20 protein-coding genes, 1 pseudogene and 1 riboswitch are annotated in these 26168 nt (G+C 66.7%); of the genes and pseudogenes, 11 read left to right on the top strand and 10 right to left on the bottom strand.

Annotation, left to right across the window (positions count from 1 at the left end; all coding sequences use genetic code 11):
* Window positions 1-78: 78 nt before the first annotated feature.
* The 6 genes from hflK (at window position 79) to ACI2JH_RS04875 (ending at window position 6760) form a co-directional block, all read left to right on the top strand.
* The gene (gene hflK, locus ACI2JH_RS04900; protein WP_101099902.1) at window positions 79-1212 is read left to right on the top strand and encodes an FtsH protease activity modulator HflK; all 1134 of its coding nucleotides are present in this window, start codon (window positions 79-81) and stop codon (window positions 1210-1212) included.
* Entirely contained in the window at window positions 1209-2072 is an 864-nt protein-coding gene (gene hflC, locus ACI2JH_RS04895; protein WP_042613511.1) for a protease modulator HflC, read from the top strand. Before hflK ends, hflC begins: the two co-directional genes overlap by 4 nt.
* Before the next feature lie 64 nt (window positions 2073-2136).
* The gene (locus ACI2JH_RS04890; protein WP_404735580.1) at window positions 2137-2322 is read left to right on the top strand and encodes a DUF2065 domain-containing protein; all 186 of its coding nucleotides are present in this window, start codon (window positions 2137-2139) and stop codon (window positions 2320-2322) included.
* A gap of 104 nt (window positions 2323-2426) precedes the next feature.
* The gene (locus ACI2JH_RS04885; RefSeq protein ID WP_404735579.1) at window positions 2427-4697 is read left to right on the top strand and encodes a hypothetical protein; all 2271 of its coding nucleotides are present in this window, start codon (window positions 2427-2429) and stop codon (window positions 4695-4697) included.
* Window positions 4698-4903: 206 nt separating this feature from the next.
* The gene (locus ACI2JH_RS04880) at window positions 4904-6121 is read left to right on the top strand and encodes an adenylosuccinate synthase (RefSeq protein WP_404735578.1); all 1218 of its coding nucleotides are present in this window, start codon (window positions 4904-4906) and stop codon (window positions 6119-6121) included.
* Between the two features lie 204 nt (window positions 6122-6325).
* On the top strand, window positions 6326-6760 hold the full coding sequence (locus ACI2JH_RS04875; protein WP_404735577.1) for a pyridoxamine 5'-phosphate oxidase family protein: 435 nt from the start codon (window positions 6326-6328) through the stop codon (window positions 6758-6760).
* A gap of 102 nt (window positions 6761-6862) precedes the next feature.
* On the opposite strand, the gene ACI2JH_RS04870 is transcribed toward ACI2JH_RS04875, so the two are convergent.
* The gene (locus ACI2JH_RS04870) at window positions 6863-7558 is read right to left on the bottom strand and encodes a M23 family metallopeptidase (RefSeq protein WP_404735576.1); all 696 of its coding nucleotides are present in this window, start codon (window positions 7556-7558) and stop codon (window positions 6863-6865) included.
* Between the two features lie 4 nt (window positions 7559-7562).
* Window positions 7563-8537, bottom strand: coding sequence for a L,D-transpeptidase family protein (locus ACI2JH_RS04865; protein WP_404735575.1), 975 nt, complete (start codon window positions 8535-8537; stop codon window positions 7563-7565).
* A 167-nt stretch (window positions 8538-8704) separates the two neighbouring features.
* Here ACI2JH_RS04865 and ACI2JH_RS04860 point away from each other — a divergent pair, with 167 nt between their 5' ends.
* Complete coding sequence (locus ACI2JH_RS04860; protein WP_349999701.1) at window positions 8705-9478, top strand: hypothetical protein; 774 nt, start codon at window positions 8705-8707, stop codon at window positions 9476-9478.
* A gap of 28 nt (window positions 9479-9506) precedes the next feature.
* Here ACI2JH_RS04860 and ACI2JH_RS04855 read toward each other — a convergent pair.
* Window positions 9507-9686, bottom strand: a pseudogene (locus ACI2JH_RS04855) (hypothetical protein); the annotation flags it as partial.
* Between the two features lie 21 nt (window positions 9687-9707).
* Window positions 9708-11822, bottom strand: coding sequence for a catalase (locus ACI2JH_RS04850; RefSeq protein WP_404735574.1), 2115 nt, complete (start codon window positions 11820-11822; stop codon window positions 9708-9710).
* Between the two features lie 119 nt (window positions 11823-11941).
* Here ACI2JH_RS04850 and ACI2JH_RS04845 point away from each other — a divergent pair, with 119 nt between their 5' ends.
* Together ACI2JH_RS04845 and ACI2JH_RS04840 are read left to right on the top strand one after the other, a co-directional pair.
* Window positions 11942-12652 carry an AraC family transcriptional regulator gene (locus tag ACI2JH_RS04845; protein ID WP_042613521.1) on the top strand — a complete coding sequence of 237 codons (711 nt, stop codon included), beginning with the start codon at window positions 11942-11944 and terminating at the stop codon, window positions 12650-12652.
* An 82-nt stretch (window positions 12653-12734) separates the two neighbouring features.
* Entirely contained in the window at window positions 12735-14117 is a 1383-nt protein-coding gene (locus tag ACI2JH_RS04840; RefSeq protein WP_101099910.1) for an amino acid permease, read from the top strand.
* A 47-nt stretch (window positions 14118-14164) separates the two neighbouring features.
* Here the strand turns inward: ACI2JH_RS04840 and ACI2JH_RS04835 are convergent, their stop codons facing one another.
* Both ACI2JH_RS04835 and gcvP read right to left on the bottom strand, forming a co-directional pair.
* Window positions 14165-14395, bottom strand: a complete 231-nt coding sequence (locus ACI2JH_RS04835; protein ID WP_182655369.1) for a hypothetical protein — start codon at window positions 14393-14395, stop codon at window positions 14165-14167.
* Between the two features lie 278 nt (window positions 14396-14673).
* Window positions 14674-17541, bottom strand: a complete 2868-nt coding sequence (gene gcvP / locus ACI2JH_RS04830) for an aminomethyl-transferring glycine dehydrogenase (RefSeq protein ID WP_404735573.1) — start codon at window positions 17539-17541, stop codon at window positions 14674-14676.
* A 61-nt stretch (window positions 17542-17602) separates the two neighbouring features.
* A riboswitch (glycine riboswitch) is annotated at window positions 17603-17705 on the bottom strand.
* Window positions 17706-17989: 284 nt separating this feature from the next.
* Here gcvP and ACI2JH_RS04825 point away from each other — a divergent pair.
* Together ACI2JH_RS04825 and ACI2JH_RS04820 are read left to right on the top strand one after the other, a co-directional pair.
* Window positions 17990-19228, top strand: a complete 1239-nt coding sequence (locus ACI2JH_RS04825) for a multidrug effflux MFS transporter (protein WP_101099913.1) — start codon at window positions 17990-17992, stop codon at window positions 19226-19228.
* A 58-nt stretch (window positions 19229-19286) separates the two neighbouring features.
* Window positions 19287-19679: a hypothetical protein gene (locus ACI2JH_RS04820; RefSeq protein ID WP_101099914.1), complete on the top strand. Its 393-nt coding sequence runs from the start codon at window positions 19287-19289 to the stop codon at window positions 19677-19679.
* 70 nt (window positions 19680-19749) lie between these two features.
* On the opposite strand, the gene ACI2JH_RS04815 is transcribed toward ACI2JH_RS04820, so the two are convergent.
* The 4 genes from ACI2JH_RS04815 to ACI2JH_RS04800 form a co-directional block, all read right to left on the bottom strand.
* A complete protein-coding gene (locus ACI2JH_RS04815; protein WP_404735572.1) occupies window positions 19750-21735 on the bottom strand; it encodes a M2 family metallopeptidase in 1986 nt (661 codons plus the stop codon).
* A 99-nt stretch (window positions 21736-21834) separates the two neighbouring features.
* Complete coding sequence (locus ACI2JH_RS04810; RefSeq protein WP_404735571.1) at window positions 21835-23481, bottom strand: phosphoethanolamine transferase; 1647 nt, start codon at window positions 23479-23481, stop codon at window positions 21835-21837.
* The gene (locus ACI2JH_RS04805; RefSeq protein ID WP_404735623.1) at window positions 23478-24236 is read right to left on the bottom strand and encodes a phosphatase PAP2 family protein; all 759 of its coding nucleotides are present in this window, start codon (window positions 24234-24236) and stop codon (window positions 23478-23480) included. The genes ACI2JH_RS04810 and ACI2JH_RS04805 overlap by 4 nt, the downstream gene beginning before the upstream one ends.
* 107 nt (window positions 24237-24343) lie before the next feature.
* The gene (locus ACI2JH_RS04800; RefSeq protein ID WP_404735622.1) at window positions 24344-26047 is read right to left on the bottom strand and encodes an ArnT family glycosyltransferase; all 1704 of its coding nucleotides are present in this window, start codon (window positions 26045-26047) and stop codon (window positions 24344-24346) included.
* Between the last annotated feature and the right edge of the window lie 121 nt (window positions 26048-26168).

Raw genomic sequence — 26168 nt, 5'->3', positions numbered from 1 at the left:
TGTAGAATCAGGGAAACCGGTACAAGGCTGGTGTCACGGGAAGGGCCCGTGGCGCGGCCCAATTCAGATGGAGCGTGCATGGCCTGGAATACACCCGGCGGCAACAGGGACGGACAACGTCCCGAAGACAACCGGCGGGGGCCTTCCAAGCCCCGCGGCGGCGGATTTGGTGGTGGCTGGGGTGGGTTCCCGGGGCCGTTGAAAGACATGTTCGATGGCGGCATCGTCCGCTGGATCGTCATTGCGGCGGTCCTGCTGCTGCTGTTCTCCAGCTTCCAGCTGATCGGCGAACAGCAGCGTGGCGTGGTGCTGCGCTTCGGCCAGTTCTCGCGCATCCTGCAGCCAGGCCCCAGCTTCAAGCTGCCCTGGCCGATCGAGTCGGTGACCAAGGTCAACGCCACGGAGATCAAGACCTTCTCGGTCTCGGTGCCGGTGCTGACCCGCGATGAGAACATCGTCAACGTCTCGCTCAACGTGCAGTACCGCATCGACGACCCGCGCCTGTTCCTGTTCGGCACCTTCGATGCCAACCAGGTGCTGGAGCAGTCGGCGCAGAGCGCGGTGCGCGAAGAAGTCGGTCGTGCCGACCTGAACTCGGTGCTCAACAACCGTGGCCCGTTGGCGACCGCCGCCGAAACCCGCCTGCAGACCCTGCTGGGCGCGTATCGCACCGGCGTCACCGTGACCGGCCTGACCCTGCCCGACGCGCGTCCGCCGGAAGAAGTGAAGCCGGCCTTCGACGAGGTCAATGGTGCGCAGCAGGTCAAGGAACGGCTGATCAACGAAGCCCAGGCCTACGCGGCCAAGGTGGTTCCGGAAGCGCGCGGCCAGTCCGCCCGTACCCGTACCACCGCCGAAGGCTACAAGGCCGCCGTGGTCTCGCGTGCAGAAGGTGATGCCCAGCGCTTCACGCTGCTGCAGCAGCAGTACAAGAACGCGCCGGAGGTAACCCGCAAGCGCCTGTGGCTGGAAACGGTCGAGCAGGTGCTGGCCGAGAACCGCAAGGTGATCGGTGGCGACAGCCGCCAGGTGTTGTACGTGCCGTTCCCGGGCGAAACGCGCCCGACCGGTGCAGCGCAGCTTCCCTTGTCCAACCCGGATGTCGTGCTGCCTGCCGTGACCGGCAGTGCAAGCTCCACTCCGCGTGATCCAGGCCGGCCCGTGGGCCGTCCGACGGGACGACCGAGCGGCCGTGAGGAGGGCAGCCAATGAGGAGTTCACTGTGGATCGGCCTGGTGGTCGTGATCCTGTTCGGCCTGCTGGGGTCGGTGTTCGTGGTCCGTGAGGACCAGACCGGCATGGTGCTGAACCTGGGCCGCGTGGTCCGGGCCGACATCAAGCCGGGCCTGCACTTCAAGGTGCCGCTGGTGGAAACGGTGCGCGTGTTCGATCGCCGCTTCCAGGTGCTCGACACCGCGCCGGCGCGTTACTTCACCGCCGAACAGAAGGACGTCAGCGTCGACTTCTTCGCCATCGGTTACATCTCCAACGTGGGCGATTACTTCCGTGCCACCGGCGGCGATCCGCGCGTGGCCAACGCCCGCCTGGCACCGATCATCACCGACTCGTTGCGCAACCAGATCAACTCGCGTTCGCTGACGGAGTTGGTGTCCGGTGACCGCAGCGAACTGATCGCCGACCAGCTGACCGGCATCAACGAAGCCGTGCAGGGCCTGGGCATGCAGATCATCGACCTGCGCATCAAGCAGATCGACCTGCCGACCGACAGCCAGGTGATCAACGACGTGTACGAGCGCATGCGCGCCCAGCGCAAGCAGGAAGCGGCCAAGCTGCGGGCGGAGGGCGAAGAGCAGTCGCTCACCATCCGGGCCCAGGCCGACCGCGAGGCGACGGTGCTGGTGGCCGAAGCCGAGCGCGATGCCCAGCGCATGCGCGGTGAAGGTGATGCCGAAGCGACGCGGATCTACGGCCAGGCCGGTTCGGCCGATCCATCGTTCTTTGCATTCACCCGCAGCCTGGAGGCCTATCGCAACTCGTTGACCGATGGCAACGGGGTGATCGTGCTGGACAAGAATGATCCGTTCCTGCAGTACCTGAAAAGCGACCGCTGAGTCGCCGGCGTTTCCGCACGGGGCCCGGCATGTCCGGGCCCCGTGCTTTTTGTGGAGCAGTTGGATGAAAGACCTGTTCGCCGCGCTGTGCCTGGTGGCCGTGCTGGAAGGCCTGCTGTTGTTTGCCGCGCCACTGGCGTGGAAACGCATGGCCGCACGTTTGATGGAGCTGCCCGGGGCGGCGCTGCGCAGCTTCGGCGGGCTGGTGTTGCTGGCCGGCTTGAGCCTGTTGTGGTGGGCACGCCACTAGGTATGCGGCTCTCCTGCAGAATTCGCGCGTTGTCGTGTCCGGCTATGTCTCGCTGAAAGAGCCGTTGCTAGCGTCTTGATCTCCATGGCGTGGAGGAAACAACGATGCCAGTGAGCAATGGTATGGCGCGCAGCGCCCAGGGACGTGACCAGTATCTCCAGACGCAACGGGGCAGGCCGGTCTCCGGCCATCTGCAGCGTGTGCCGCGGCAGCCCGCCGGCATGGTGTGGCGGGTGGCGAACCAGCCTTGGAATGCGCGCGCCACCTTGGCCGCAGGTACGGTGATGTTGCTGGCGGGGAGCCATCTCGCCGGTGCTGCCGCGAGGATCAGCGACGCCCCGGCGCCTTCGCCGGCCACACCCCCGTTGCAGCCCGGCCGATCGGCCGCTGGAATCGGCAAGCTGCTGCCGCGCAGCGTCGTCTCGCCGAGCGGCCCGCCCGCTGGGGCCACGCAGTCTGATGCGCAACAGGCCACCGCGCTGCATGCGTTCCATCCCGCAGTGTTGCCGCAGATCAGTCATCCGCTGGCGGAGTTGGCCGGACAGGAGGCACTGATGGTGGCCGAAGAAAGCGTGGGCGGCGGTCAGTCGCTGCTGTGGCAGGGGATCGCGGCCTGGTTCGCTGATCCGTGTACCGACCTGGACCAGTACGCCAACGGGTTCTGGAAACTCCAGCATCCTGCCGGGCCCGTCGCGCCCAGTTTTTTCAGCGAGGCCAGGAAGGCCGTCCAGGAGCAGATGCTGGAAGACCTGTCCCACGCATCGCCGGATGCGCTGGGCGCGGAGCAGGCACTTGCCTTGACCTGGGCAAGTGCACGGGACGCCGGCGGTTGGTCGTGGAGCGCGTTCGCTGCGCAGCGCGATGAAATCGCAGCGCTGGCCAGCATGGACGACGTCATGCGACACATCTGCGCCTCGATGCTGGAGGGGCAGGAGACCGTACTGGGGCTGGAACGTTACTTCCGCGCCGGCGTGCTTGCCGTCGGACTGGCGCTGCAACCGGCCGAGCCCGCTGGACTTCATGGCTTGCCGCCTGCACATCCGGCCGTGCTGGCGCACAAGGCCGATATCGCCCGGCTGCTGGTACACACCGGTATGCCGCAGGCCGAGGCAGAGCAAGCGGCTGACGGCATCTTCGACATGGAAGCCGAGCTGGCCCGCGTGCCGATGGAACCGATGCGCATGGGTTCCTACAGTCTGTCCCAGGCGATCCATGCATTGCCGGGTTTCCCCTGGGTCGAGGTGTGGAGCGTGCTCAGGCTGGATCCCATGACCGCGCTGTTCACCAGCGTGGAAACCTGCCGGAGCCTGGAGGGCCTGCTGGGCAGCCGTTCGCTGCCCGAGTGGAAGGCCTTCCTGCGCTGCCAGCAGGCGCGACGGATGGAGCATCTGCTGCAGACCGGGCGCGAACCCGGACAGCTCCTGCACCGGCTGGAGGATTCCCGTGGCGGGCGCCGCCTGCTTGGGGCGTGGTACGGCAGCAGCGCCAGCCCCGCACTGGAAACCCGCGCACGGGCCCTGTTCGAGGGTGTGAAGCAGGTCTATCTGGAGGACCTGGCGGCATCGTCATTGCCGGTGGAGGATAAACGCCTGCTGCAGGACGTCCTGCACGATGCCAGCCTGCGGTTGGATGACGGACGCGACATCGAGTGGAGCGGCTTCAAGGCGTCGCCTTCGTTTGCGATCAACCTGCAGCGCCTTGCCGGACTCAAGGTGCGGGAAGATATCGAGATCATCGAGGACCTGGCCGGAGCGAGCCGCGCCGGCAGTCCCGCCCATCACCTCGCAATGGGCACCAACGTGCGGGACGGGCAGGTGTTCACCACGCCGGCGCTGCTGGGAAGCGTGCAGGCAGCGGCGACATCGGCGGAGCACGAATGGGCGACGCTGGGCGCGATGTTCGGGCACGAACTGGGTCACCTGATGGTCGATGGGTGCACCCTCAGCGCACTGGGCGAGGCGATGATGGAACAGGAGAACGCGGCCATCGGCCAGCGCATCGGGGACCTGTGGAGCGGCGAGCCCCAGCTCGATCCCCAGCGAGTACGTGGCGAGGCAGCGTGTGACCTGCGGGGATTGAGCGCCAGCCGGCGTGCCGGGGAGGCCGAGGCCGCGCGCGAGGGCAGGGCGTTCGATCTCCGGCGGTTCTTCGTCGCAGCGGCCGGACTGCACGCAGCCAACCCCACCGCGGCCCAGCTGCGGGCGAAGATCAGCGAGGACCACCACCCACCGGGCCCGTTCCGGGCCGAGTTGGGGCGTTCGCTGAAAGGATTCGACGAGGCTTTCGGCTGCGAGCCACGGCCCTCGACCCCGTTTGACCGGATGTTCACCCATGCGCCGCCGGTGCAGGCCGCCGCCGAGCCCAACACGGGCTGACCCATGGCGCTGCCACAGGGTGGCAGCTGACCCCCGAAACCCGGATAATGCACAAAAGCCGGACGGGCCTCCCGTTCGGCTTTTTCCGTGTCCGGGCCCTCCATCGCCGGCGCCTCCCCGTTGGAGCCGCCACCCCGCGCTGGCCAGCCTCGCCACGGTTACCCGTCCGCGGCCCCGATGGCCGCACACAATTCGAGGAGCCCGTCATGGGTCAGTCTGTCGTAGTGCTTGGTGCCCAGTGGGGCGATGAAGGCAAGGGCAAGATCGTCGATCTGCTCACCGAGGAAATCGGTGCCGTAGTACGTTTCCAGGGCGGCCACAATGCCGGCCACACGCTGGTCATCAATGGCAAGAAGACCGTCCTGCACCTGATTCCGTCGGGCATCCTGCGCGCCGATGCGCTGTGCCTGATCGGCAATGGCGTGGTCATCTCCCCGGCCGCGCTGCTGATCATGCCGTACCACATCGCCCTGGACCAGGCGCGCGAACGCGCTGCCGGCGGCAAGGCGATCGGCACCACCGGCCGTGGCATCGGTCCGGCGTACGAAGACAAGGTGGCGCGTCGCGGCATCCGCATCGCCGACCTGCATTACCCGGCGCAGCTGGAAGAACTGCTGCGCACCGCGCTGGATTACCACAACTTCGTGCTGACCAAGTACCTGGGCACCGATGCGGTCGATTTCCAGCAGACCTTCGACGAAGCGCTGGCCTTCGGCGAATACGTGCAGCCGATGAAGTCCGACGTGGCCGGCATCCTGCACGACCTGCGCAAGCAGGGTAAGCGGGTGTTGTTCGAAGGGGCGCAGGGCGCGCTGCTGGATATCGACCACGGCACCTACCCGTATGTCACCAGCTCCAACACCACCGTCGGTGGTGCGCTGGCCGGTGCCGGCGTGGGCGCTGATTCCATCGATTACGTGCTGGGTATCGCCAAGGCCTACGCCACGCGCGTGGGCGGTGGCCCGTTCCCGACCGAACTGGACGATGAAATCGGCCAGGGCATCCGTGACCGTGGCGCCGAGTACGGTGCATCCACCGGTCGGCCGCGTCGCTGCGGCTGGATGGACATCGTGGCGCTTAAGCGCGCGGTGGCGATCAACGGCATCAGCGGCCTGTGCATCACCAAGCTGGACGTGCTGGATGGCATGGAAAAGCTGAAGATCTGCATCGCCTACGAATACCGTGGCAAGCGCACCGAATACGCACCGCTGGATGGCCAGGGCTGGGAAGAGTGCACGCCGGTGTACCTGGAGTTCCCGGGCTGGACCGAGAACACCCACGGCATCACCAACTGGGACGACCTGCCGCCGGCCGCACGTGCCTACCTGCGTTCGCTGGAAGAGCTGGCCGGTTGCCCGATCAGCATCGTGTCGACCGGTCCGGACCGTGACCACACCATGGTCCTGCAGGACCCGTTCGCCTGATCCCAGACGACGCGACAACCCGGTAGCGCCGAGCCATGCTCGGCGGGCTCCACCAGAGGGCGTGACGACCATCGGTCGCCACGCCCTCTGCCGTTTTACACCTGCGTGACCGGCGATGACACTGCACATCGCCCTCGCTGGTCCTACACGGTGCATTTACCGCGGCCGCTCCACCCTCGGCGCATCACCCACCAGGAATCACCGATGACCGCCTACACCCTGCAGGACCTGGCCAAGAAGATGGCCGACATCGATTTCGTCATGTTGCAGACCACCACCGACGGGGGTGAGCATGCGGCGCGGCCGATGAGCAACAACGGCGACGTCGACTACGACGGTGACAGCTGGTTTTTCACCTTCGAAAACACGCGCATGGTGGCCGATATCCGCCGCGATCCGAAGGTGGGACTCTCCTTCACCGGTGCCAAGTCGTTGCTGGGCAAGCCGCCGATCTTCGTCGCCGTGCAGGGCCATTGCCATCTGCATACGGACAAGGCGACCTTCGCCGAGCATTGGGTGAAAGACCTTGAGCGCTGGTTCGAGCAGGGCATCGATACACCCGGACTGGTGCTGCTGCACGTGCGTGCCTCGCGCATCGCCTGGTGGGATGGCGAAGACCAGGGTGAGCTGCGCGTCTGACGCGCGGACAGAGCGCCCCCCGAGCATGGCTCGGCGCTACCCGAACTACCCCGCATTGGTAGCGCCGACCCATGGTCGGCGAGCGCAGCGGCACCTTGGGAATCAGCGCCCCGTCAGCAACGGATACGGGTTGATCGAATCTCCCTTCCACCACTGCTTCTCCGGCCCCAGCACATGTACTTCAAAGTGCAGGTGCGGTGCCTGCGGATTGGCGTTGCCGGTGCTGCCTACGTAGCCGATCACCTCGCCCCGCTTGATCTGCTTCTTCTCCGCCAACCCGTCGGCGTAACGCTGCAGGTGTGCGTAGTAGTAGCAATGCACGCCATCGGGGTCGAACTGGTACATCGTCAGCCCGCCCTTGTCGCTGTCGAACAGTTTCTCGACATGGCCGTCCGCCGCCGCCAGCACCGGCGTGCCCTCGGCCGCCATGATGTCGATGGCATCGTGCACCCGGCCCTCGCTGCGCGCATCGGTGAAGGTGTCCTGCAACTGCGAAGGCGAGATGCCCTGCACCGGCAACAGCAGTCCGCTGGACGCGGGCGCGGTGGCAGGCGTGGCGACCACCGGTGCAACCGGCAGGGTCGGCGCCGCAGCGGTCACCTGTAGCGATGAACGAGATGGTCCGGACACGGTTTCGGGCGTCACCGAAGGCGAGCGCGCCGGTTCACCCGGCACGGCAATCACCGAAGCCGGATCCACCGGCGCGATATCCACCGCCGCGCCGCGCTGGCCGAACAGCCACCAACCGGTGCCGATACCCACCACCAACCCCACTGCGATCAACGGCATCACGCGCATCGGCTTACTCCTGCATCACCACGGACAACGACGGTCCCACGGCATCGGCCACGCGCAGCGCATCCCAGTTGGTCATGCGCACGCAGCCATGCGATTCGGTCTTGCCGACATGGCCCGGCTCGGGCGTGCCGTGCAGGCCGTAGTGGGGCTTGGAGATGTCGATCCACACCACGCCCACCGGATTGTTCGGGCCCGGCGGCAGGGTCTGCTTGCTGTCACCCTTCTTCGCGTCCCAGAACAGCTTGGGGTTGTAGTGGAAGGTGGGATCACGCGCAACGCCGAGGATCTTCCACTCGCCGATCGGCAAGGGATCGTGCTGGCTGCCGGAGGAGACTGGTACCTGCGCCAGGACCTTGCCCTGGTCGTCCAGTAGCTGCAGGGTGGAATCGGATTTGTCGATCAACACCTTGGCCGCCTTCGGCACGGCGCCGCTGCCGATGTTCGGCACCTGGATCGACGTGCCGGCCTTGCTGAGATCCACGCCCGGGTTAAGCGCCTTGAGCAGGTCCGGGGAGGCGTGGAAGCGCTCGCCCAGTGCTTCGGCCACCGAGCCGAATCCGAGCGCTTTGAGCTGCGCCTGCGCGGCAGGCCCCTTCGGCGTGGGCTGGAATGGACCGGCCACATCTTCGGCGGTGAGCGTGTAGCGCACCAGCATGTTGGTGCTGTCGGCCTGCAGCGCCTGCCAGGTTTCCTCGTCCAGCTCGCCGGTCACCTTGAGTCCGCGTGCGGCCTGCAAGCCCGACACAGCACGGCGCTGGTTCGAGCCCACCTCACCATCGATCTGGCCGGGCGAGAAGTTCGCCCGGTCCAGCAATACCTGCGCATGCAGTGGCGAGCGTGGCTCGATGTTCACCGGCTGGGCGCCGGCAGTCTGGGCGGGGGCGCCAGGTGCCGGTGCCTGGGCCATCGCCAGTGGCGCGGCCGACAGGCCGAGGCAGGCGATCAGCAGGGAAGAAAGGGGCAGGCGCTTGGGCAGCATCGGGAATTCCTTGTTCGAATGCCTCCACCATGCCCATGGGCCATGCGCAGCCACCGTGAAAAGGCTGACGGGCGGCTGAGCGCCCGGCGCGGACGAGTGCGGGGCAAGCGAGACACTACCGCTGCGCTGCAACTTGGCCGATGCTACGCAGCAGACAAGGGGATGCCATGGACAGCAGTGACAATCCAGCGCCTGCAGGCGCACCGGCGCCGCCGCCGCCCAAGGCGTTCGACTGGTCGCTGATACCGGTCGCGGAGGGCAACGAAGACTCGATCGTGCTGCAGGCTTCGCGCCGCATGCAGCGCGAGCCGGCGCTGCTGTTCACCACCGCTTACCTGCTGGTATCGGCACTGGGCCTGTGGTGCAGCTATTGGTTCTATCGCGGATTCGGGATATCGATCCTGGATTACCTGCAGGCCAGTGACTTCCTGGTCGCCGGCGTGCGCGACCCGGTATACATCGGCCTGTTGCTGCTGGGCGTGCTGCTGGTATTGCTGGTGACCTGGCCGGAGACGCTGCGCCTGCGCAATCCGGAAACGGCCGCTCGCTTGAAGGGTCGCAACCGGTTATGGCGACTGCTGCTGGGGCGTTCGGTGTTCACCAGTTGGGAAGCGACCCGGATGCGTCCGCTGACCGCGATGACCGTGGCCGTGACGCTGTTCATGGCGGTGGCGGCAGCCGGTTACGTATCCCAGCGCGGCAACGACATCCGCGATCGTCGCGCAGGTGATGCGGTGACCGTGCACTTGATCGGCGATGCCACGGCATTGGCGGGGCAGGCACGGCTGCTGGGCACCAGCAGCGCGTTCGTGTTCCTGTGGTGGCCGGCACAGCGACGGGCAGAGGCGGTTCCGATCGCCGCCGTACGCCGTGTGCAGGCAGCGGGCGTACGGCGCAACGCGGCAACGACGCCGTCGCCGCCGGCCCGAACCGCCCGCTGACGTTCCACCCCCAGCCGGGTCAGCTGTCCTTGGCATCCTTGCGGCCACTGCCGCTTTTGTTGCCACCGCCATCCTGCTTGTTGACCGTGGCCCACGCGATCCGTTCGGCATCACTGGCCGAGCGGCCCTTGTCCTTCTCGCTCTCTTCGATGTGCACCGCCTTGCGCTTCTGCTTGTCCGTGTAGGCGGATTTATCACCTTGGGTCATTAGGTTTCTCCTCTCAGGGGATCAAGCCAGCAGGCGCAGTTTCGGTTCGCGTGCCCATTGGCGGGTCGCGGCGGCCGCAATGAAACCCTTGGCATCGGACGCCTGCACGATGCCCGGATCACTGCCGACGCCGGCGGCTTTGAGCAGCGCCTTGGCACCCTCGTCGTGGCCGATGGCCTTCAGGTGCGCCCACGCGTTGCTGACAAAATCAACGGCGGCGGACTCCTTGGACAGCACCTTGCCGGCCTCCGCACTCAGCACCACCGCGACCGCATCGAATACCACCGACGGCGTACCGGCAAGCTGGCCATCGGCGGCCTGGCGCTTGCCGTCGCTCAGCACGCCGCCGCCCAGCTTGGGCGCCACCAGCTTCACCTCGGCGCCCGCCTTCTGCGCCGCGTTGCGCAATGCGGCGATGGTGCCGGCATCGGATCCTTCATCGAACAGGATGCCGATGCATCGGCCCTGCAGGGTGTCCTTGCCTCGCCCGATGGTGCGCACCTCCGGGGCATTGGGCAGGTCCTGCGCGGGGACCGCGGCCGGGGCAGGGGCCGGCAGTGCGTCCATGCCCAGGCCATCGGCCACGCGCTGGGCCAGGCTGTCATCGATATTGCGCAGCTGGCTGACAGTGCGCTCGCGCACCGCCGCGGTTTCCACCTTGGACAGTTCGAACACCAGCGCGGACGCCAGGTGCGCCTGCTCCGGCTTCTCCAGGCTGCGGAAGAACATCCGCGCCTGGCTGAAGTGGTCGGAAAAACTTTCGGCGCGGGTGCGGCCCTTGCGCCCGTCATCGGCGGTGGCATGGCTGCGGAAACCGGCCGGCGTTTCTCGCGGCGTGTCCGCTTCCAGCGAACTGGGGTCATAGGCCACCCGGCCCTTGGGCACCTGCATCTGCATGTGGCCATCGCGCTGGTGGTTGGCGAACGGGCACTTCGGTGCATTGACCGGAATCTGGTGGAAATTCGGCCCGCCCAGGCGGATCAGCTGGGTGTCCAGATAGGAGAACAACCGCCCCTGCAGCAGCGGATCGTTGCTGAAATCAATGCCGGGCGGCACGTTGGCCGGGCAGTACGCCACCTGTTCGGTTTCGGCGAAGAAATTGTCCGGCCAGCGATCCAGCACCATCCTGCCGATCACCTGCAGCGGCACCAGCGATTCGGGGACGATCTTGGTCGGGTCCAGGTGGTCGAACGGGAACTGCTCGGCCTCTTCTTCGGTGAACAGCTGCACGGCCAGTTCCCATTCGGGGAAGTCGCCACGCTGGATCGCTTCGAAGAGGTCGCGGCGCTGGAAGTCATTGTCGGCACCCTGCAGTTTCAGGGCTTCGTCCCAGACGGTCGACTGCAGGCCCAGCTTGGGCCGCCAGTGGAATTTGACGAACGTGGAGTTACCGGCGTCGTCGAGCAGGCGGAAGCTGTGGATGCCGAAGCCTTCGATCATCCGCAGCGACCGCGGAATGGTGCGATCGCTCATCGCCCACATGATCATGTGCATGGATTCAGGCATCAGGGACACGAAGTCCCAGAACGTGTCATGGGCGCTGGCGGCCTGCGGGAAGGCACGGTCCGGCTCCATCTTCACTGCGTGGATCAGGTCGGGGAACTTCAGCGCATCCTGGATGAAGAACACCGGGATGTTGTTTCCGACCAGGTCCCAGTTGCCTTCAGGGGTATACAGCTTCACCGCGAATCCGCGCACGTCGCGCGGGGTGTCCACCGAGCCCGCGCCGCCGGCTACGGTGGAAAAACGCGTGAACACCGGCGTCTTGACGCCGACTTCGGTCAGCACCTTCGCGCGGGTGAACTTGCCCAGCGAACGGGTCAGCTCGAAGTACCCATGGGCGGCGCTGCCGCGCGCATGCACGATACGTTCCGGGATCCGCTCGTGGTCGAAGTGGGTGATCTTCTCGCGCAGCAGGAAGTCTTCCAGCAGGCTGGGGCCACGCGGCCCTGCACGCAGTGAGTTCTGGTTGTCGGAAACCGGAATGCCCTGGTTGCTGGTGAGGACCGGGTGGGAGCCACCGGCCAGCTGGTGCAGTTCATCGCCCTGGCCGCGCTGCTCCAGCGCCTCATTGGACGACGGTGCGGATGTGGGCTGGGCGGGTGCGCGCTTGCCGGAGGGCTTGCTGGCGGCCATCGAGGATCTCCTGAGGGGTTTGGCGGGGTGCTCCCATTGACTGTGGGGCCACAGGTGTTAACCCCGGGTCCCGGGCAGGTGAGTGCGCAGGGAAAACGGCGGTCGGCTATGCTGTGTCCATGCGTGTTGAACCTGCCGACATCGAAGCCCTGTTCGACGCCATCCCGGACGTGCTGTTCTTCATGAAGGATTGCGAGGGGCGTTACACCCACATCAACCAGACCATGCTGCGCCGGCTCGGGTTGAAGTCGCGCAAGGAGGTGATCGGCCGCACCGCAGCGGAGATCTACCCGACCGGACTGAGCGCGGACTACGCCGACCAGGATGCCCGGGTGATCGGTGGGGCGGTGATCGAAAACCTGATGGAACTGCACCTGTTCGCCAATCGCGAGCCGGGCTGGTGCCTGACCTGCAAGCGTCCGCTCGTGGTGGAAGGGGAGATCAAGGGGCTGATCGGCATTTCCCGCGACCTCGGCCAGAAACACAGCCTGGGCGCGCAGTACGAGCACCTGCGGCTGGCGCTGGCGCACCTCAATGCGCATTACGCCGAAAACGTGCGCATGCAGACCCTGCTGGACATCACCGGGTTCTCGTTGTCCAAGCTGGAGCGCAGCTTCCGCAAGGTATTCCAGATGACCCCGCAGCAGGTGCTTACCCGGTTGCGGATCCAGATGGCCATGCATCTGCTGCATGGCAACGACAGCATCGCCAGCATCGGCCAGGCGTGCGGTTTCAGCGACCAGAGCGCGTTCACCCGCAAGTTCAAGGCGGAGGCAGGGGTTTCTCCCCGCGCCTACCGGGCCCGCATCACCGAACTGGCCGGCGGCTGAGCCGGCAGGCCATCCGGCCTATCCCACCGGCGCGCTGGACAAGGTAATGTGACGGCCTTGTTGCCGCACACAGTGTCCTTCGATGCCCGCCAACCCGACGCCTGCCGCTCCTGCTTCGACCACCCGCCTTGGGCATGCGCTCAAGCCCCGCCAGCTGATCATGATGGGGCTGGGCAGTGCCATCGGCGCCGGCTTGTTCCTTGGCTCCGGGGTCGGCGTGCAGCTGGCCGGCCCGGCCGTGCTGCTGTCCTACCTGGTGGCCGGTGCGCTGGTGATCATCGTGATGAACGCGCTGGGCGAAATGGCGGCCAACAAGCCCACCAGCGGCGCCTTTTCAGTGTATGCCGCCGACGCCCTGGGGCCGACCGCCGGTGCCACCGTTGGGTGGCTGTGGTGGGTGCAGCTGGTGATCGTGATCGCCGCCGAAGCGGTGGGCGCGGCCGGCCTGCTGGCTACGGTATGGACCGGCCTGTCGGTGCCGATGGCGGCACTGGCCTTCATGCTGTTCTTCACCGCCATCAACCTGCTGGGGGTGAAGAATTTCGGTGAGTTCGAGTTCTGGTTCGCCATCCTCAAGGTGGCCGCGATCCTTGGCTTCATCGCCATCGGTGCGGCGCTTCTGCTGGGCTGGTTGCCGGATGCGACGTCGCCGGGCCTGTCCAATTTCACCGGCAACGGCGGCTTTGCCCCGACCGGGCTGGCCGGCGTGGGCGCGGCGCTGCTGGTGGTGATCTTCGCCTTTGGCGGCACCGAGATCGTGGCGGTCGCCGCAGCCGAAACCGAGGATCCCGAGCGCAGCATCGCGCGCGCGATCCGCACCGTGGCGTGGCGCATCCTGGTGTTCTACATCGGTTCGCTGAGCGTCATCATCGCGGTGGTGCCATGGACCAGCGAGGCGCTGAAGTCGCCGTTCGCCGCCGTCCTGGAAGCGGCCAATATCCCCGGTGCCGGTACGGCCATCACGCTGGTTGCGGTGATCGCCCTGCTGTCGGCGCTCAATGCCAATCTGTACGGTGCGTCGCGGATGATCTTCTCGCTGGCACAGCGCCATGAGGCACCCGCCGTGCTGGGCTGGGCCGACCGTCGCCAGGTGCCGGTGCTGGCGGTGCTGGCCAGCGTCCTGTTCGGCTTCGCCGCCACGGTGATGGAACTGCTGTTCCCGGACAGGGTGCTGCCGGTGCTGTTGAACATCGTCGGTTCCACCTGCCTGCTGGTGTGGACGTTGTCGCTGCTGTCGCAGCTCGTGCTGCGTCGGCGGGCGGACCGCGCCGGTGTGTCGCTGCCGTTCCGGATGGCTGCTTTCCCCTGGTTGACGGCCTTGGCGCTGGGCATCCTGGCGCTGATCTTCGCGCTGCTGCTGTACGGCGACCAGACCCGCCTGCAGTTCCTGTCGATGGTGGTGCTGACCCTGTTCATCGCCGGCTGCAGCGCCACCGCCCGGCGTCTGCGCGGCAGCGCAGGCTGAGCGGCCATGAAGGCGTAGCGATCCGTACCGCTACGCGTGGGACGCTGTCAGTCACGGCGGTCCATGGCGGCTGAGCCGTTGCCACCGCCACCGCCCAGCAGGCACAGAGCGAATTCCGCCGAACACGTGAAGATGTTCTGGGTGACTATGCAGGTGGCGTATTGAATGCCGCAGTCGATGATGCCGCGCTGCTCGGCGTTGTTCTGCGCAAAGGCTGCCGGCGCGGCAAGGAACCCGGTGAGCAGGGCGATGGCGGGCAGTGTTCTGATGCGTTTCATGGAATGTCTCCACTAGTGACGAGAGGCTTCCTGCGCTGCAGGAAGCGGGCGTGCCCCGATTGATGCGGGGCCGTTCCGGGCTGTCGCGCCGGAACGTGCCAGCATCGTCCCGCTACCGTCGCATCAGACCCATCAGGGAAGCAGGTGCGCACCCGTCAGGGGCCTGCGTGCCTGTTTGTCGTCGTTCTTCATGATGGCGATGGCGAACGACTGCCCATGACGCACAAGGCCCGCTTGCGCGGGCCTTGTGGTTGACCGTGGATGCCCCGGGAGGCCGATCAGGCGTCGACTTCGTCATCCTTGTACGCATCGACCGGGATGCAGGCGCACATCACGTTCTTGTCGCCGTACACGTTGTCCACCCGGGCCACCGGCGGCCAGTACTTGGACTGCTTCAGGCTGGCCAGCGGGAACGCCGCCAGTTCGCGCGGGTAGGCGTGGGTCCACTCGCTTGCGGTCACTGCGGTGGCCGTGTGCGGTGCGTTCTTCAGCGGATTGTCCTCACGCTCCAGGCGGCCATCTTCGATCGCGGCGATCTCTTCGCGGATCTGGATCATCGCGTCGATGAAGCGATCCAGTTCGTGCTGGGATTCGCTCTCAGTCGGCTCCACCATCAACGTGCCGGCGACCGGGAAACTCAGCGTCGGCGCGTGGAAGCCGAAATCGATCAGCCGCTTGGCGATGTCCTCGGCGCCGATGCCGCTGGTCTTTTCCAGCGGGCGCACGTCCAGGATGCACTCATGTGCCACCAGCCCGTTGCGGCCGGTGTACAGGGTCTTGAAGTGCGGGGCCAGGCGGGTGGCGATGTAGTTCGCGTTGAGCAGGGCAACCTGGGTCGCCTTGCGCAGGCCTTCGCTGCCCATCAGCGTGATGTACATCCAGCTGATAGGCAGGATCGACGCGCTGCCGAAGGACGCCGCCGAGACCATGCCGACATCCCCTTCGCCACCGAGGACGCGCGGCAGGAATGGGGCCAGGTGCGACTTCACCGCGCAGGGACCGACGCCGGGACCACCGCCGCCATGCGGGATGCAGAAGGTCTTGTGCAGGTTCAGGTGCGACACGTCCGAGCCCCACTTGCCCGGCTTGGCCACGCCGACCAGCGCGTTCATGTTGGCCCCATCGGTGTACACCTGGCCGCCGTGCTGGTGGATGATCTCGCAGATCTCCACGATCTCTTCCTCGAACACGCCGTGCGTGGACGGGTAGGTGACCATCAGCGCGGCAAGGCGGTCGCTGTACTTTTCCGCATTGCGGCGGATGTCGTCGACATCGACGTTGCCGTTGGCATCGGTCTTTGTGACCACGACCTTCATGCCGCACATCTGCGCCGATGCCGGATTGGTGCCATGCGCCGAATCCGGGATCAGGCAGATATCGCGGTGGTCATCGCCGCGCGAACGGTGATACGCGCGGATCGCCAGCAGGCCGGCGTACTCACCCTGCGCGCCGGAATTGGGCTGCAGGCTCACCGCGTCGTAGCCGGTGCATTCCACCAGCATGGCTTCCAGGCCCTCGATCAGCGCCTTGTAGCCCACGGCCTGGTCGGCCGGCACCAGCGGATGGATGTTGCCGAACTCCGGCCAGGTCACCGGGATCATCTCGGCGGTGGCGTTGAGCTTCATGGTGCACGAACCCAGCGGGATCATCGTGCGGTCCATCGCCAGGTCCTTGTCGGCCAGCGAACGCAGGTAGCGCAGCAGTTCGTGCTCGCTGTGGTGGGTGTTGAACACCGGGTGGGTCAGGAAAGCGCTGCGGCGGGCCAGGTCGGCCGGGATGGCGTCGGCAGTGCTGTCGTCCAGCGCATCCACGTCGGCCTGTGCACCGAATACCGCGGCCAGTGCGACCACGTCCTCGCGGGTGGCGGTTTCGTCCAGGCTGATGCTGACCGAGCTGCTGTCGATGGCACGCAGGTTGTAGCCGGCCGCGCGCGCGGCGCCGTGGATGGCGGCGGCGTCGATGCCGGTCACGTGCAGCGTATCGAAGAAGTCGCTGCCGACGGCCACGCCGTTGCTGCGCAGGGCAGCGGCCAGGATCGCCGCCAGGCGGTGGGTGCGCCGGGCGATGCGGGTCAGTCCGTCCGGGCCGTGGTACACCGCGTACATCGAGGCCATCACCGCCAGCAGCACCTGGGCGGTACAGATGTTGGAGGTGGCCTTTTCGCGGCGGATGTGCTGCTCGCGGGTCTGCAGGGTGAGGCGGTAGGCCGGATTGCCCTGCGCATCGATGGAGACCCCGATCAGGCGGCCGGGCATCGAGCGCTTGTAGGCATCACGGCAGGCCATGAAGGCGGCATGCGGGCCACCGAAGCCGAACGGCACGCCGAAGCGCTGGCTGTTGCCGACCACGATGTCCGCGCCCCATTCGCCGGGAGCCGCCAGCAGGGTCAATGCGAGCAGATCGGTCGCCACCGCGACGAGGCCGCCGCGGGCGTGCACGGCATCGACCAGCGCCTTGTGGTCGGCCACCTGGCCGAAGGTGTCCGGGTACTGCAGCAGCAGGCCGAAGGCCTCCGCTTCCAGCGCTTCGGCCGGGGTACCCACGCGCAGCACGATGCCCAGCGGTTCGGCGCGGGTGCGCAGCAGTTCCAGCGTCTGCGGATGCACCGCGTCATGCACGAAGAACGTGTCCGACTTCGACTTGGCCGAACGCTTGGCCAGGGTCATCGCTTCGGCCGCCGCAGTGGCTTCGTCCAGCAGCGAGGCGTTGGCGATTTCCATGCCGGTCAGGTCCGCGCACAGCGTCTGGAAGTTGATCAGCGCTTCCATGCGGCCCTGCGAGATCTCAGCCTGGTACGGCGTGTAGGCGGTGTACCACGCCGGGTTTTCGAGGATGTTGCGCAGGATGACGTTCGGCGTGTGGGTGCCGTAGTAGCCCTGGCCGATGAAGCTGCGCAGCACGGTGTTCTGGTCGGCGATGGCGCGGATCTTGGCCAGTGCCTGCACTTCGCTGATCGATTCGGGCAGCGCCAGCGGCGCAGGCGACTTGATCCGGGCCGGCACGATGGCGTCGGTCAGCGCATCCAGCGAGGCATGGCCGACCACGCTCAGCATCTGCGCTATCTCCGCATCGTTGGGGCCGATGTGGCGCTCGACGAACGCGTTGTGGTGTTCAAGCTCGCGCAACGAGGGGGTGTTCTGGGACATGGCGAAGGATCCGTCGGGAAAGGGCACGCACGTGGGCAGGCTGCCGATCAGCAGCCTGCGGGGGCGCCCCTCTGTCCTTTTGCCTGAGAGTTTGGAAGCACGCATGTGCGCGGCTTCGTGCCCCTTCGGCGCCGGATCGAACCGGTCTCTCCAGAGTTTTGATGCGGGTGGTCACGGGCCTGAGCGATTACGGGCGTTTGCGCCTTCGGCAGCGGTGTCCTGCTTCTCCCACCTTGTTGCCCCCCGATTATAGCGGTCGGCCCCCACGGATGCGCGGCTGGATGGGGTCAGGGACCAGACGTTTTCGGACCGGACCGAATGGCAAAGGCGAACGCTACGGTCTATCATGGCGCACTACTCGTATTCATCCGGCGCCGCCCTTCTGTCTCTTCTGGACACGGGCTGGCGCCTGCCGCGCATGGCCTGCGCGGAACCTCCGGACGCTCCCATGACTGCCGCCTCGCCTTCGACCCGCCGTCTGGCCCTGCTGCTCGCAGGCCTGGCGATGTTCGGCCCGTTCTCCATCGACACCATTTTCCCGGCGTTCCCGCAGCTGGCGCAGCGGCTCGGGGTGGATGAAGTAGCGGTGCAGCAGACCGTCAGCGTCTACCTGCTGTTCTATGGGCTGATGAGCCTGGCGCACGGCCCCCTTTCCGATGCCTGGGGGCGCAAGCGGGTGATCCTCGGCGGGCTGGTGGTGTTCGTGGGCGCCTCGGTCGGCTGCGCGCTGTCCACCGACCTGACCACGCTGCTGATGTTCCGCGCGCTGCAGGGCCTGTCGGCCGGCGTCGGCATGATCGTCGGCCGCGCGGTGATCCGTGACCTGTACCACGGCCACGATGCGCAGCGGTTGATGAGCCAGGTATCGATGATCTTCGGCATCGCACCGGCCATCGCGCCGATCATCGGCGGCTGGATCCTGCTCAGCGGTGCCGGCTGGCCGCTGATCTTCTGGTTCCTGGTGGTGTTCTCGCTGCTGCTGCTGGTGGCCACCGCGCGATTCCTGCCGGAAACCCACCCGATCGACGCGCGCACGCCGCTGTCGCCGCGCGGGCTGGTGCGCGATTACCTGCGGATCGGCTCGAACCCGCGCTTCATGCGGCTGGCGCTGGCCGGCAGCATCAACTTCGGTGGCATATTCCTGTATATCGCGTCCGCGCCGATGTTCGTGATGCAGCACCTGCGGTTGGGCGAGGGCGGATTCGCCTGGCTGTTCATCCCGACCATCGGCGGCATGACGGCCGGTTCGTTCCTGTCCGGGCGCATGGCCGGCCGTACCACGCCGACCCGCCAGGTCAGCATCGGTTTCATCTGCTGTGCGGTTTCGGCCGTGCTGAACATCGGCTACGTTGCCACGGCCCCGCAGCTGGTGCTGCCGTGGGCGGTGCTGCCGATCTTCATCGGTGGCCTGGGCATGGCGCTGATCTTCCCGATCCTGGCGTTGGCGGTGCTGGACATGTATCCGCACCAGCGCGGGCTGGCCTCGTCATTGCAGGCGTTCCTGCAACTGATGGTGAGCACGCTGGTGGCCGGGCTGGTGTCCCCGCTGCTCAGCCATTCGCCGCTGCAGCTGGCGCTGGGCCAGGCGGCCTTCTTCGCGGTGGGCTTCCTGTTCTGGTACTGGGAACACCGGCGCGAGCGCGCTGCGGAGGCGCTGCGGGTGGCCGCAGGCGGGGGCGCGCCGTGAAGCAGGTCAGCGCGCGGCGTGCGGTATCCTTGCCGCCCCGATTGCCCGTACTCCCCTGATGTCGACCACCTCCAAACTGCGCCGTGACATCCGCCGGCGACGCGAAACCCAGGCCGCCAACCGCGAAGCCGCGCACGCCTCACCGGTCGAGCCGCATGCCGAACTGCGCGACCAGCAGCGCACGCTGCTGGCTGGCGTGGTGCGCCGCGATGGCGAATGGGTACTGGGCATGGATGGCCGAATCGCCGGCCAGAGTGAGAGTGCCGCCCAGGTGCTGGCCTTGATCATGCAGGCCGGCGAACTGCACGAACGCAAGGGTACCCCGGTGCGGCTGGTGTACTCGGACGCGCTGCGCGACGCCGCCCAGGCCGAGGCCAATGCGCAGGGGCTCAGTTTCGATGAGTTCAAGGACGCGCTTGCCGCGAAGATGGCGGCCGGCAAGGCCAACTGATCAGGCGTTGCATGGAGTCCGAAGGTAACGCCGAGCCCTGCTCGGCGCTACCGGATTCCGGGTGTATCGATCAGCGTTGCGCGGGCGCTGCCGGTGCAGCAGGCGCCGCGGCGCTGGCCTGCCAACCGCAGACCTGGCCTTGGTTCTGTTCCTTCAGCCAGGCATTGACCGGGGTGAAGTATTCGATCATCGGGCCCGCATCGAGCTTGTCACCACCGGTGAGTTCCTTCAGCGTTGCCTGCCACGGCTGGCTGGCGCCCTTGCTCAGCATCGACCAGAACTTCTGCCCGGCTTCCTTGTTGCCGTAGAAGCTGCACTCGTGCAGCGGACCCTTGTAGCCGGATGCATCGCACAGGCCCTTGTAGAACTGGAACTGCAGGATGCGCGCAAGGAAGTAGCGCGTGTACGGCGTGTTGCCCGGTACGTGGTACTTGGCGCCCGGGTCGAAGAACTCCTCGCCACGGGTGGTCGGCGGGGCGACGCCCTGGTAACGCGCCTTCAGGTCCCACCAGGCTTTGTTGTAGTTGTCCGGGGTGATCGAGCCATCGAAAACGCCCCAGCGCCAGCGGTCGATCATCAGGCCGAACGGCAGGAAGGCCACGCCGGACAGTGCCATGCGCATCTGGTTGTTGATCACCGCTTCGCGGCTCTCTTCGGGCTTGTCGACCAGACCGATGGAATTGAGGTACTTCGGCGTCATCGCCAGCACGATGGTGTCACCGATCGCTTCATGGAAGCCATCGTTGGCACCGCCTTGGAACAGCGGCGGCAGCGGGTTGTAGGCCAGGTCGTAATAAATGTGGCCCAGCTCGTGGTAGATCGTGGTGAAGTTCTCTTCGTTCGGCTTGATGCACATCTTGGTGCGCACATCGCCGTCCATGTTCATATCCCAGGCGCTGGCATGGCAGACCACGTCGCGGTCCTGCGGCTTGATGAACTGGGTGTTTTCCCAGTAGGACTTCGGTAGCGCCGGCATGCCCAGCGATACGTAGAAGTCCTGCGCGCGTTCGGTCATCTGCCGTGCGGTGCGCAGTTCGGCTTCGCGCTGCGCCTTGTACAGGCCTTCCACGTTGGCGGTGCTGCCGGCCTTGGCCAGCGCGCCGCTGAGGTTGCCCTGGTACTGCTTTTCCAGTGCAGCGGTGATGTCCAGGCTGCCGGCGCCGGGATACGGCTGCAGCTGGTCCCACAGGTTGGACCAGTCCTGCTGCCACATGTTGCCGGTCAGGTGGGCGGCGATCAGCCCATTGCCCACTTCGGCCTTGTCCTTGCCATAGGTGGCGTCCAGCTTGCCGCGTGCATAGCAGTGCAGCTGCTCGTACATCGGCTTGACCTGTTCCCACAGGCGGTCGGTTTCCGGTCCGATCTGCTCTGGCGGCATGTCATAGCCACTGCGCCACATCTGCCCGGCATCGGCGAAGCCCAGGCCCTTGGCGCCTTCGTTCACCAGGCCGACGAACTGCTGGTAGTCGCCACGCATGTTCTTGGTGGTGCCGTGCCAGCCCTGCCACGCATCCAGCTGCTGGTCGTAGTCGCGGCTGCTGGACAGCACCTGTTCCAGGTCGCCGAGCTGGCGGCAGGAGCTCGGATCGTTGGCATCGGTGCAGTACTTGCCAGCGCCATAACTGCCTTCCATGCGGGTGGCGATCTGGGTCAGCTGCGCCAGCTTGGCCGGGTCGCGCGGGGCGGGCATCGAAGACATCAGCTTGAGCAGCTGCAGGGCGCGCCTGCTGTCATCGGACATCGGCTGACCTTCGAACTTCGCTGCCTGTTCGATCCAGCTGTTGAGCTGGGTCAACGAGCGCTCGTTGGCCTTGGCCGCCACGCGCTCGGAATCACTGTTGATATAGGTCGAGGACAACCACTGCGCCGAGGTCATCTCCGGGTACGCGGCCTTGTATTCGGCATTGATGCGGGCCACGAACTGGTCGGCGGTTTCGCCGGCCGGCGCGGTTGCGGTTGCCGATACGGTGCCCGGGGTGGGCTCCTTCTTGCAGGCGACCAGCGACAGCGTGGCGGCGGCGATTGCCGAAGCCAGCAGGAGATGACGGTGTTTCACGGGTGGTCCTTGGGCGGTGAACGACCGCTGAAGGCTAGTGGGCCGGGCCCGCTGCCGCAAGGGGCAGAGGTCGGGGGCGCCGGAGGCACCTGCCGATGATCACCCCTCGCAGGCGGCAAACAGGTCCCGCTGCGGCGCGTACAGAGCCGTACGTACCTGCATCAATCCGAGCACCGATGAAAACAGCGCATCGTGGTCGGTGTACCGGCCAGCGCGTTGGCGCACGCACTCCAGGTCCAGCCCGCGGTTGCGCGCGAACGAAGGCGAGAACCACATCGTCATCGGGACATGGGTCTGCTCTTCCGGCGCGATTGCGTACGGAATCCCATGCAGGAACAGGCCTTTCTCGCCCAGCGATTCCCCGTGGTCGGACACGTAGATCATCGCCGTGTCGTAGTCTTCCATGCCCTGCAGCGTACCAATGGCCTGGGCAAGCACGTGGTCGGTGTACAGCAGCGCATTGTCGTAGCTGTTGGCGATCTGGTCGCGGGTGCAACGTCCCAGGTCGACGGTATCGCAGGTAGGGGTGAAGCGGCGGAAGCGCGGCGGATAGCGCTCGAAGTAGGCCGGGCCGTGGTTGCCCAGCTGATGCAGCACGATGACCCGGTCACCGGGTTTCGCGCGCGCCTGTGCGGGAAGGTCCTGCAGCAGGATCTCGTCCAGGCAGCGCCCGTTGGCGCAAAGCCCCGGCGTGGTTGCATCGGCCAGTGACTGCAACGGCAGCCCTTCGCAGACGCCTTTGCAGCCGGACTGGTTGTCGCGCCACAGTACGCCGATGCCGGCGTGGTCCAGTACATGCAGCAGTGATTGGTGCGCACGGATCTTCTTCTCGTCATAGTCGCCACGTCCCCAGGGCGAGAACATGCAGGGCACCGACACTTCGGTGCTGGTACCGCAGGAATGCATGTCGGGGAAGTTGATCACCGGCTTCTGCGCCAGCTCCGGGGTGGTCTGGCGGCTGCCGCCATTCAGGCCCCAGTTCTGCGCACGCGCGGTTTCACCGAGGACGACCAGCAGCAGCCGCGGCCTGCTGCCCGACGCGTGGTGCATGGCCTGTGCATCGACGCCAATCGGCAGTTTGGGCGCGCGCTGCACCGGGTTGTCGCCGCGCAGCGCACGGGGCAAGCCCAGCAGCACGTTGGCCGGGGTCGCCAGGTAACGCACTTCACGCTGGCTGCGCATCAAGGCGGAAATCTCCTGGAACGACAGCAATGCGCCGCCCACTGCAACGCCGGCTGCCAGCAGCAGGAAGCCTGCGCGCCACGACAGCGCGCCCGTCCAGCGTCGGTCGGTGAGCTGCAGGCGCCAGACCGCAAGCGTGGGCACCAGCCCCAGCAGCAACGGACCGGCCAGCGACGCGGTCAGCAGTTCGCTGCTTTCGCGGCGGTCGGTGGCCAGCACGTTGCGCAGCATGTCCGCATCCAGGTAGATGTGGTAACGGCCCATGTAGTGGGAAGCCAGCATCGTCAGCATCAGCAGCGTGCTGACCACCACCTTGGCATTCCAGCGCCAGACCAGCAGGCCAAGCAGGAAGGCATGCGTGCCCAGCAGCAGGAGCAGCAGCGACAGCGCATAGCGGAGGCTGCCGGGATGGGTGGCCATCGCGCTGTTCCAGAACAGCCCATTGCCGGCGATGGCGAAGAACAGGCTGGCCAGCGCAATCAGCGCCTCGGTGGAGAGCCGCGGCCGGCCTTGCAGCCAGGCGACGGCGGGCAGGCGCAGGGTGCGAGTGACGGTGGCGTTCATGCGCGCGCTCCCGTCGGGCGTGCGAGCGGGCGCCGCAGATAGCCGTTCAGGAGTGCGTAAAGGCCCAGCGACAGCAGCCAGCACACGATCAGGGTGGCGACGTCGTGCGACATGAAATGCGCGCCACGAAGCTGCTGGGCAAGCCCCAGCGCCATGCCGGCGAGCAGCCCGATGGCCAGTCCGCGCCAGCGCCATGCCGGTCGCCAGAGCAGCGCGAAGAAGTACAGGCTCACCCACGCGTAGCCCGCACTGGCCTGGCCGGCGGGAAAGCAGGCAGCAGCGGGCAGGACGGCGGGGCGGGCCTGCAGCAGGCCGACGAACGGGCGCTCGCCTCCGTAACGCACAAGGTCCCAGGGGCAATCCATGTGGGTAAGCGATTTCAGCAGCGATACCGCGCCGGTGCCCAGCGCGATGGCCAGCACCAGATACAACAGCGCCCAGCGCAGGCGGCGATCCTTGCCACGGCGCGACTGGTACAAGCACAGCATCAGTGCCGTAAGCGTGGCAGCGACGCTGAGCCACTTGCCCCCCTTGTGCATCAGCGTGCTGGTCATCCACGCTTCGCGCAGCAGCCATTGGTGGCCTTCCAGTGCGAAGATGCGATCGGCGATCCACTGGTCGCCGCCCAGCACCAGCACGCTGGAAAGCAGGGATGCGGCGATCAAAGGCAACCAGAGATGGCGTGCAGTGAATCCGCTGCCTGCGGTCTGCCGAACGCGTGGGAGTGGATATCCGGGAACAGCGGTGCGGTGCATGGTCAAGGCCATCTGAGGATCTGCGGCCATGCTAGGTAGCATGCTGTCGGAGAAAAATCGGAGCCCCGTTCGCCTTTGGTTAAAGCGCGAATGCGTGGCGCTTTCGATCATTCTTCGGCGTTGCTGGCACCGCTCATCGCTGCATGACAGTCGCTGGACCATGCGGTTCCCGGCACCAGTTGCCACCGGTTGCGGTTGGAGATGCCGATGTCGATGACCTGCGCGGTATCCACGCAGGGGCTCATCGCCGCATCCAGCACCAGCAGCCAGCGTGCCTGCGGTGCAGCAGTAAGCCAGCGGCCCGCATCACGCCACTGCAGGTCCCACGGTCGCTTGAAGCCGAACTCGCGTGCCGGTCGGTCGGCCTGCAGCAGGTTCTGTTCGCGCCAGGCCAGCAGGCCCAGTTCTGCCTGCGGTCCGATACGCTCCCCCGCGCGCTGCATCAGGTCCGAAGCGGAGGCGTAGGGGTCCACCGCGGGCAGCAGCAGCACGCCGTACACGCACCACAGCAGGCTGTGGGTCAACAACACCAGCAATGCTGCGCGGCGTTGCCGCAGCCATGCACACATGCCGAGCACAGCGGCTCCCAGGGCAAGCAGGCTCCCGCCCAGCACGGGCAGCAGACCGATCGGCATCGCACGCCGTTCCAGTTGCGCCAGCGCCCAGGGCGCGCCGTGCAGCAGCAGGGCGCCGACTGTGAATGACAGCAGCCCCAGCGCGATGCTGTAGGCCAGAAGGTAGCGACGCACACTCATCCGGCGCAGCAGGCCAGGCAACAGCGGGGCACTGGCCAGTGCCAGCGCCGGCAACATCGGCAGCACGTAGACGTCGCGCTTGCCTGCGCTGATGGTGAAGAACAGCAGCACCAGCGCGGCCCAGCCCAGCAGCAGCCAGAAGGGTGCATCGGTACGACGCAGCCGCCGCCACCACGGCCGCGCCAGCCAGGGCAGCAGCAGACTGCCGGGCAGCCACAGCGTCAGCATCACCTGCAGGTAGTACCAGGCAGGTTGCAGGTGATGCCAGGCATGGGCGTAACGCGTGGCCGTCTGCTTGAACAGCAACTCGTGCGCATAGGCCTGCAGGGCAGGGTCGGGATGGTGCAGCAGGGCCCAACCCAGCGGCGCCAGCCAGACGGCGGTGCCGAGCAGGAAAGCGGGAATGAGCCACGCCAGCGTCGCCGGGGCCGGGCCAGGCGCGTCCCGGCAGTGCCTGCGCCGGTACTGCAGCCGCCACGCCCACCACGGCAGCACGATCAGCAGGGGCAGGAAACCGACCCCCTTGGTGACCGTGCCCACCCCGGCGGCGATGCCGGCCAGCCACAGTGCGGGCAGGTTGGGACGTTCGCACAGGTGCCGCAGCAGGCCCCACAACGACGCGGTGGTCATCGCCACCAGCACCATGTCGATCTGCGCGCGCTTGGCCATCAGGCCGAACTGCAGACTGCAGAACAGGGCCGCCATGGCATAGGGCGCCAACCGCGGCGACCACAGCCGACGTGCCAGGTCAGCCACCAGCCACAGGCTGAGCAGGGCGGCCAGCAGGGAGGGCAGCAGGAAGCTGCCCTTCCAGTCCAGCAACTGGTGCGCCGCGGCCTGCATCCACATATACACCGGTGGTTTTTCGGCATAGAACTCGCTGCCCCGGTGTGGCACCAGCCACTGGCCGGAGTCGACCATGGCACGCGCGGCCAGCACGAACCGTGGCTCGTCCGGCGGTTGTGGCAGGCGCATGCCGATGCCGGCAGCCAGCGCGACCACGGCCAGCAGCCAGAGCAGGGGCAGGCGCCAGCGCGCGCGGGGGGAGGAAGGCAGGGCCAAATGGGGGCGTCCGGGTAAAGCCGGACTATCCACCCGGGCGCGTGGGAAAATCGTCGGAAGCGCGGGGGCACGGGATTCCGACACCGGCGGCGCTACCATGCAGGGAATTACGGGA

Source organism: Stenotrophomonas sp. NPDC078853 (genome assembly GCF_044901215.1).
In the GTDB taxonomy this organism is placed as follows: Bacteria; Pseudomonadota; Gammaproteobacteria; order Xanthomonadales; family Xanthomonadaceae; genus Stenotrophomonas; species Stenotrophomonas lacuserhaii.
This window is presented reverse-complemented; position numbering and strand designations above follow the sequence as displayed.

Coding starts and splice junctions, on each gene's coding strand:
- hflK (WP_101099902.1), top strand. CDS start 79: ATGGCCTGGAATACACCCGGCGGCAACAGGGACGGACAACGTCCCGAA.
- hflC (WP_042613511.1), top strand. CDS start 1,209: ATGAGGAGTTCACTGTGGATCGGCCTGGTGGTCGTGATCCTGTTCGGC.
- ACI2JH_RS04890 (WP_404735580.1), top strand. CDS start 2,137: ATGAAAGACCTGTTCGCCGCGCTGTGCCTGGTGGCCGTGCTGGAAGGC.
- ACI2JH_RS04885 (WP_404735579.1), top strand. CDS start 2,427: ATGCCAGTGAGCAATGGTATGGCGCGCAGCGCCCAGGGACGTGACCAG.
- ACI2JH_RS04880 (WP_404735578.1), top strand. CDS start 4,904: ATGGGTCAGTCTGTCGTAGTGCTTGGTGCCCAGTGGGGCGATGAAGGC.
- ACI2JH_RS04875 (WP_404735577.1), top strand. CDS start 6,326: ATGACCGCCTACACCCTGCAGGACCTGGCCAAGAAGATGGCCGACATC.
- ACI2JH_RS04870 (WP_404735576.1), bottom strand. CDS start 7,558: ATGCGCGTGATGCCGTTGATCGCAGTGGGGTTGGTGGTGGGTATCGGC.
- ACI2JH_RS04865 (WP_404735575.1), bottom strand. CDS start 8,537: ATGCTGCCCAAGCGCCTGCCCCTTTCTTCCCTGCTGATCGCCTGCCTC.
- ACI2JH_RS04860 (WP_349999701.1), top strand. CDS start 8,705: ATGGACAGCAGTGACAATCCAGCGCCTGCAGGCGCACCGGCGCCGCCG.
- ACI2JH_RS04850 (WP_404735574.1), bottom strand. CDS start 11,822: ATGGCCGCCAGCAAGCCCTCCGGCAAGCGCGCACCCGCCCAGCCCACA.
- ACI2JH_RS04845 (WP_042613521.1), top strand. CDS start 11,942: ATGCGTGTTGAACCTGCCGACATCGAAGCCCTGTTCGACGCCATCCCG.
- ACI2JH_RS04840 (WP_101099910.1), top strand. CDS start 12,735: ATGCCCGCCAACCCGACGCCTGCCGCTCCTGCTTCGACCACCCGCCTT.
- ACI2JH_RS04835 (WP_182655369.1), bottom strand. CDS start 14,395: ATGAAACGCATCAGAACACTGCCCGCCATCGCCCTGCTCACCGGGTTC.
- gcvP (WP_404735573.1), bottom strand. CDS start 17,541: ATGTCCCAGAACACCCCCTCGTTGCGCGAGCTTGAACACCACAACGCG.
- ACI2JH_RS04825 (WP_101099913.1), top strand. CDS start 17,990: ATGACTGCCGCCTCGCCTTCGACCCGCCGTCTGGCCCTGCTGCTCGCA.
- ACI2JH_RS04820 (WP_101099914.1), top strand. CDS start 19,287: ATGTCGACCACCTCCAAACTGCGCCGTGACATCCGCCGGCGACGCGAA.
- ACI2JH_RS04810 (WP_404735571.1), bottom strand. CDS start 23,481: ATGAACGCCACCGTCACTCGCACCCTGCGCCTGCCCGCCGTCGCCTGG.
- ACI2JH_RS04805 (WP_404735623.1), bottom strand. CDS start 24,236: ATGCACCGCACCGCTGTTCCCGGATATCCACTCCCACGCGTTCGGCAG.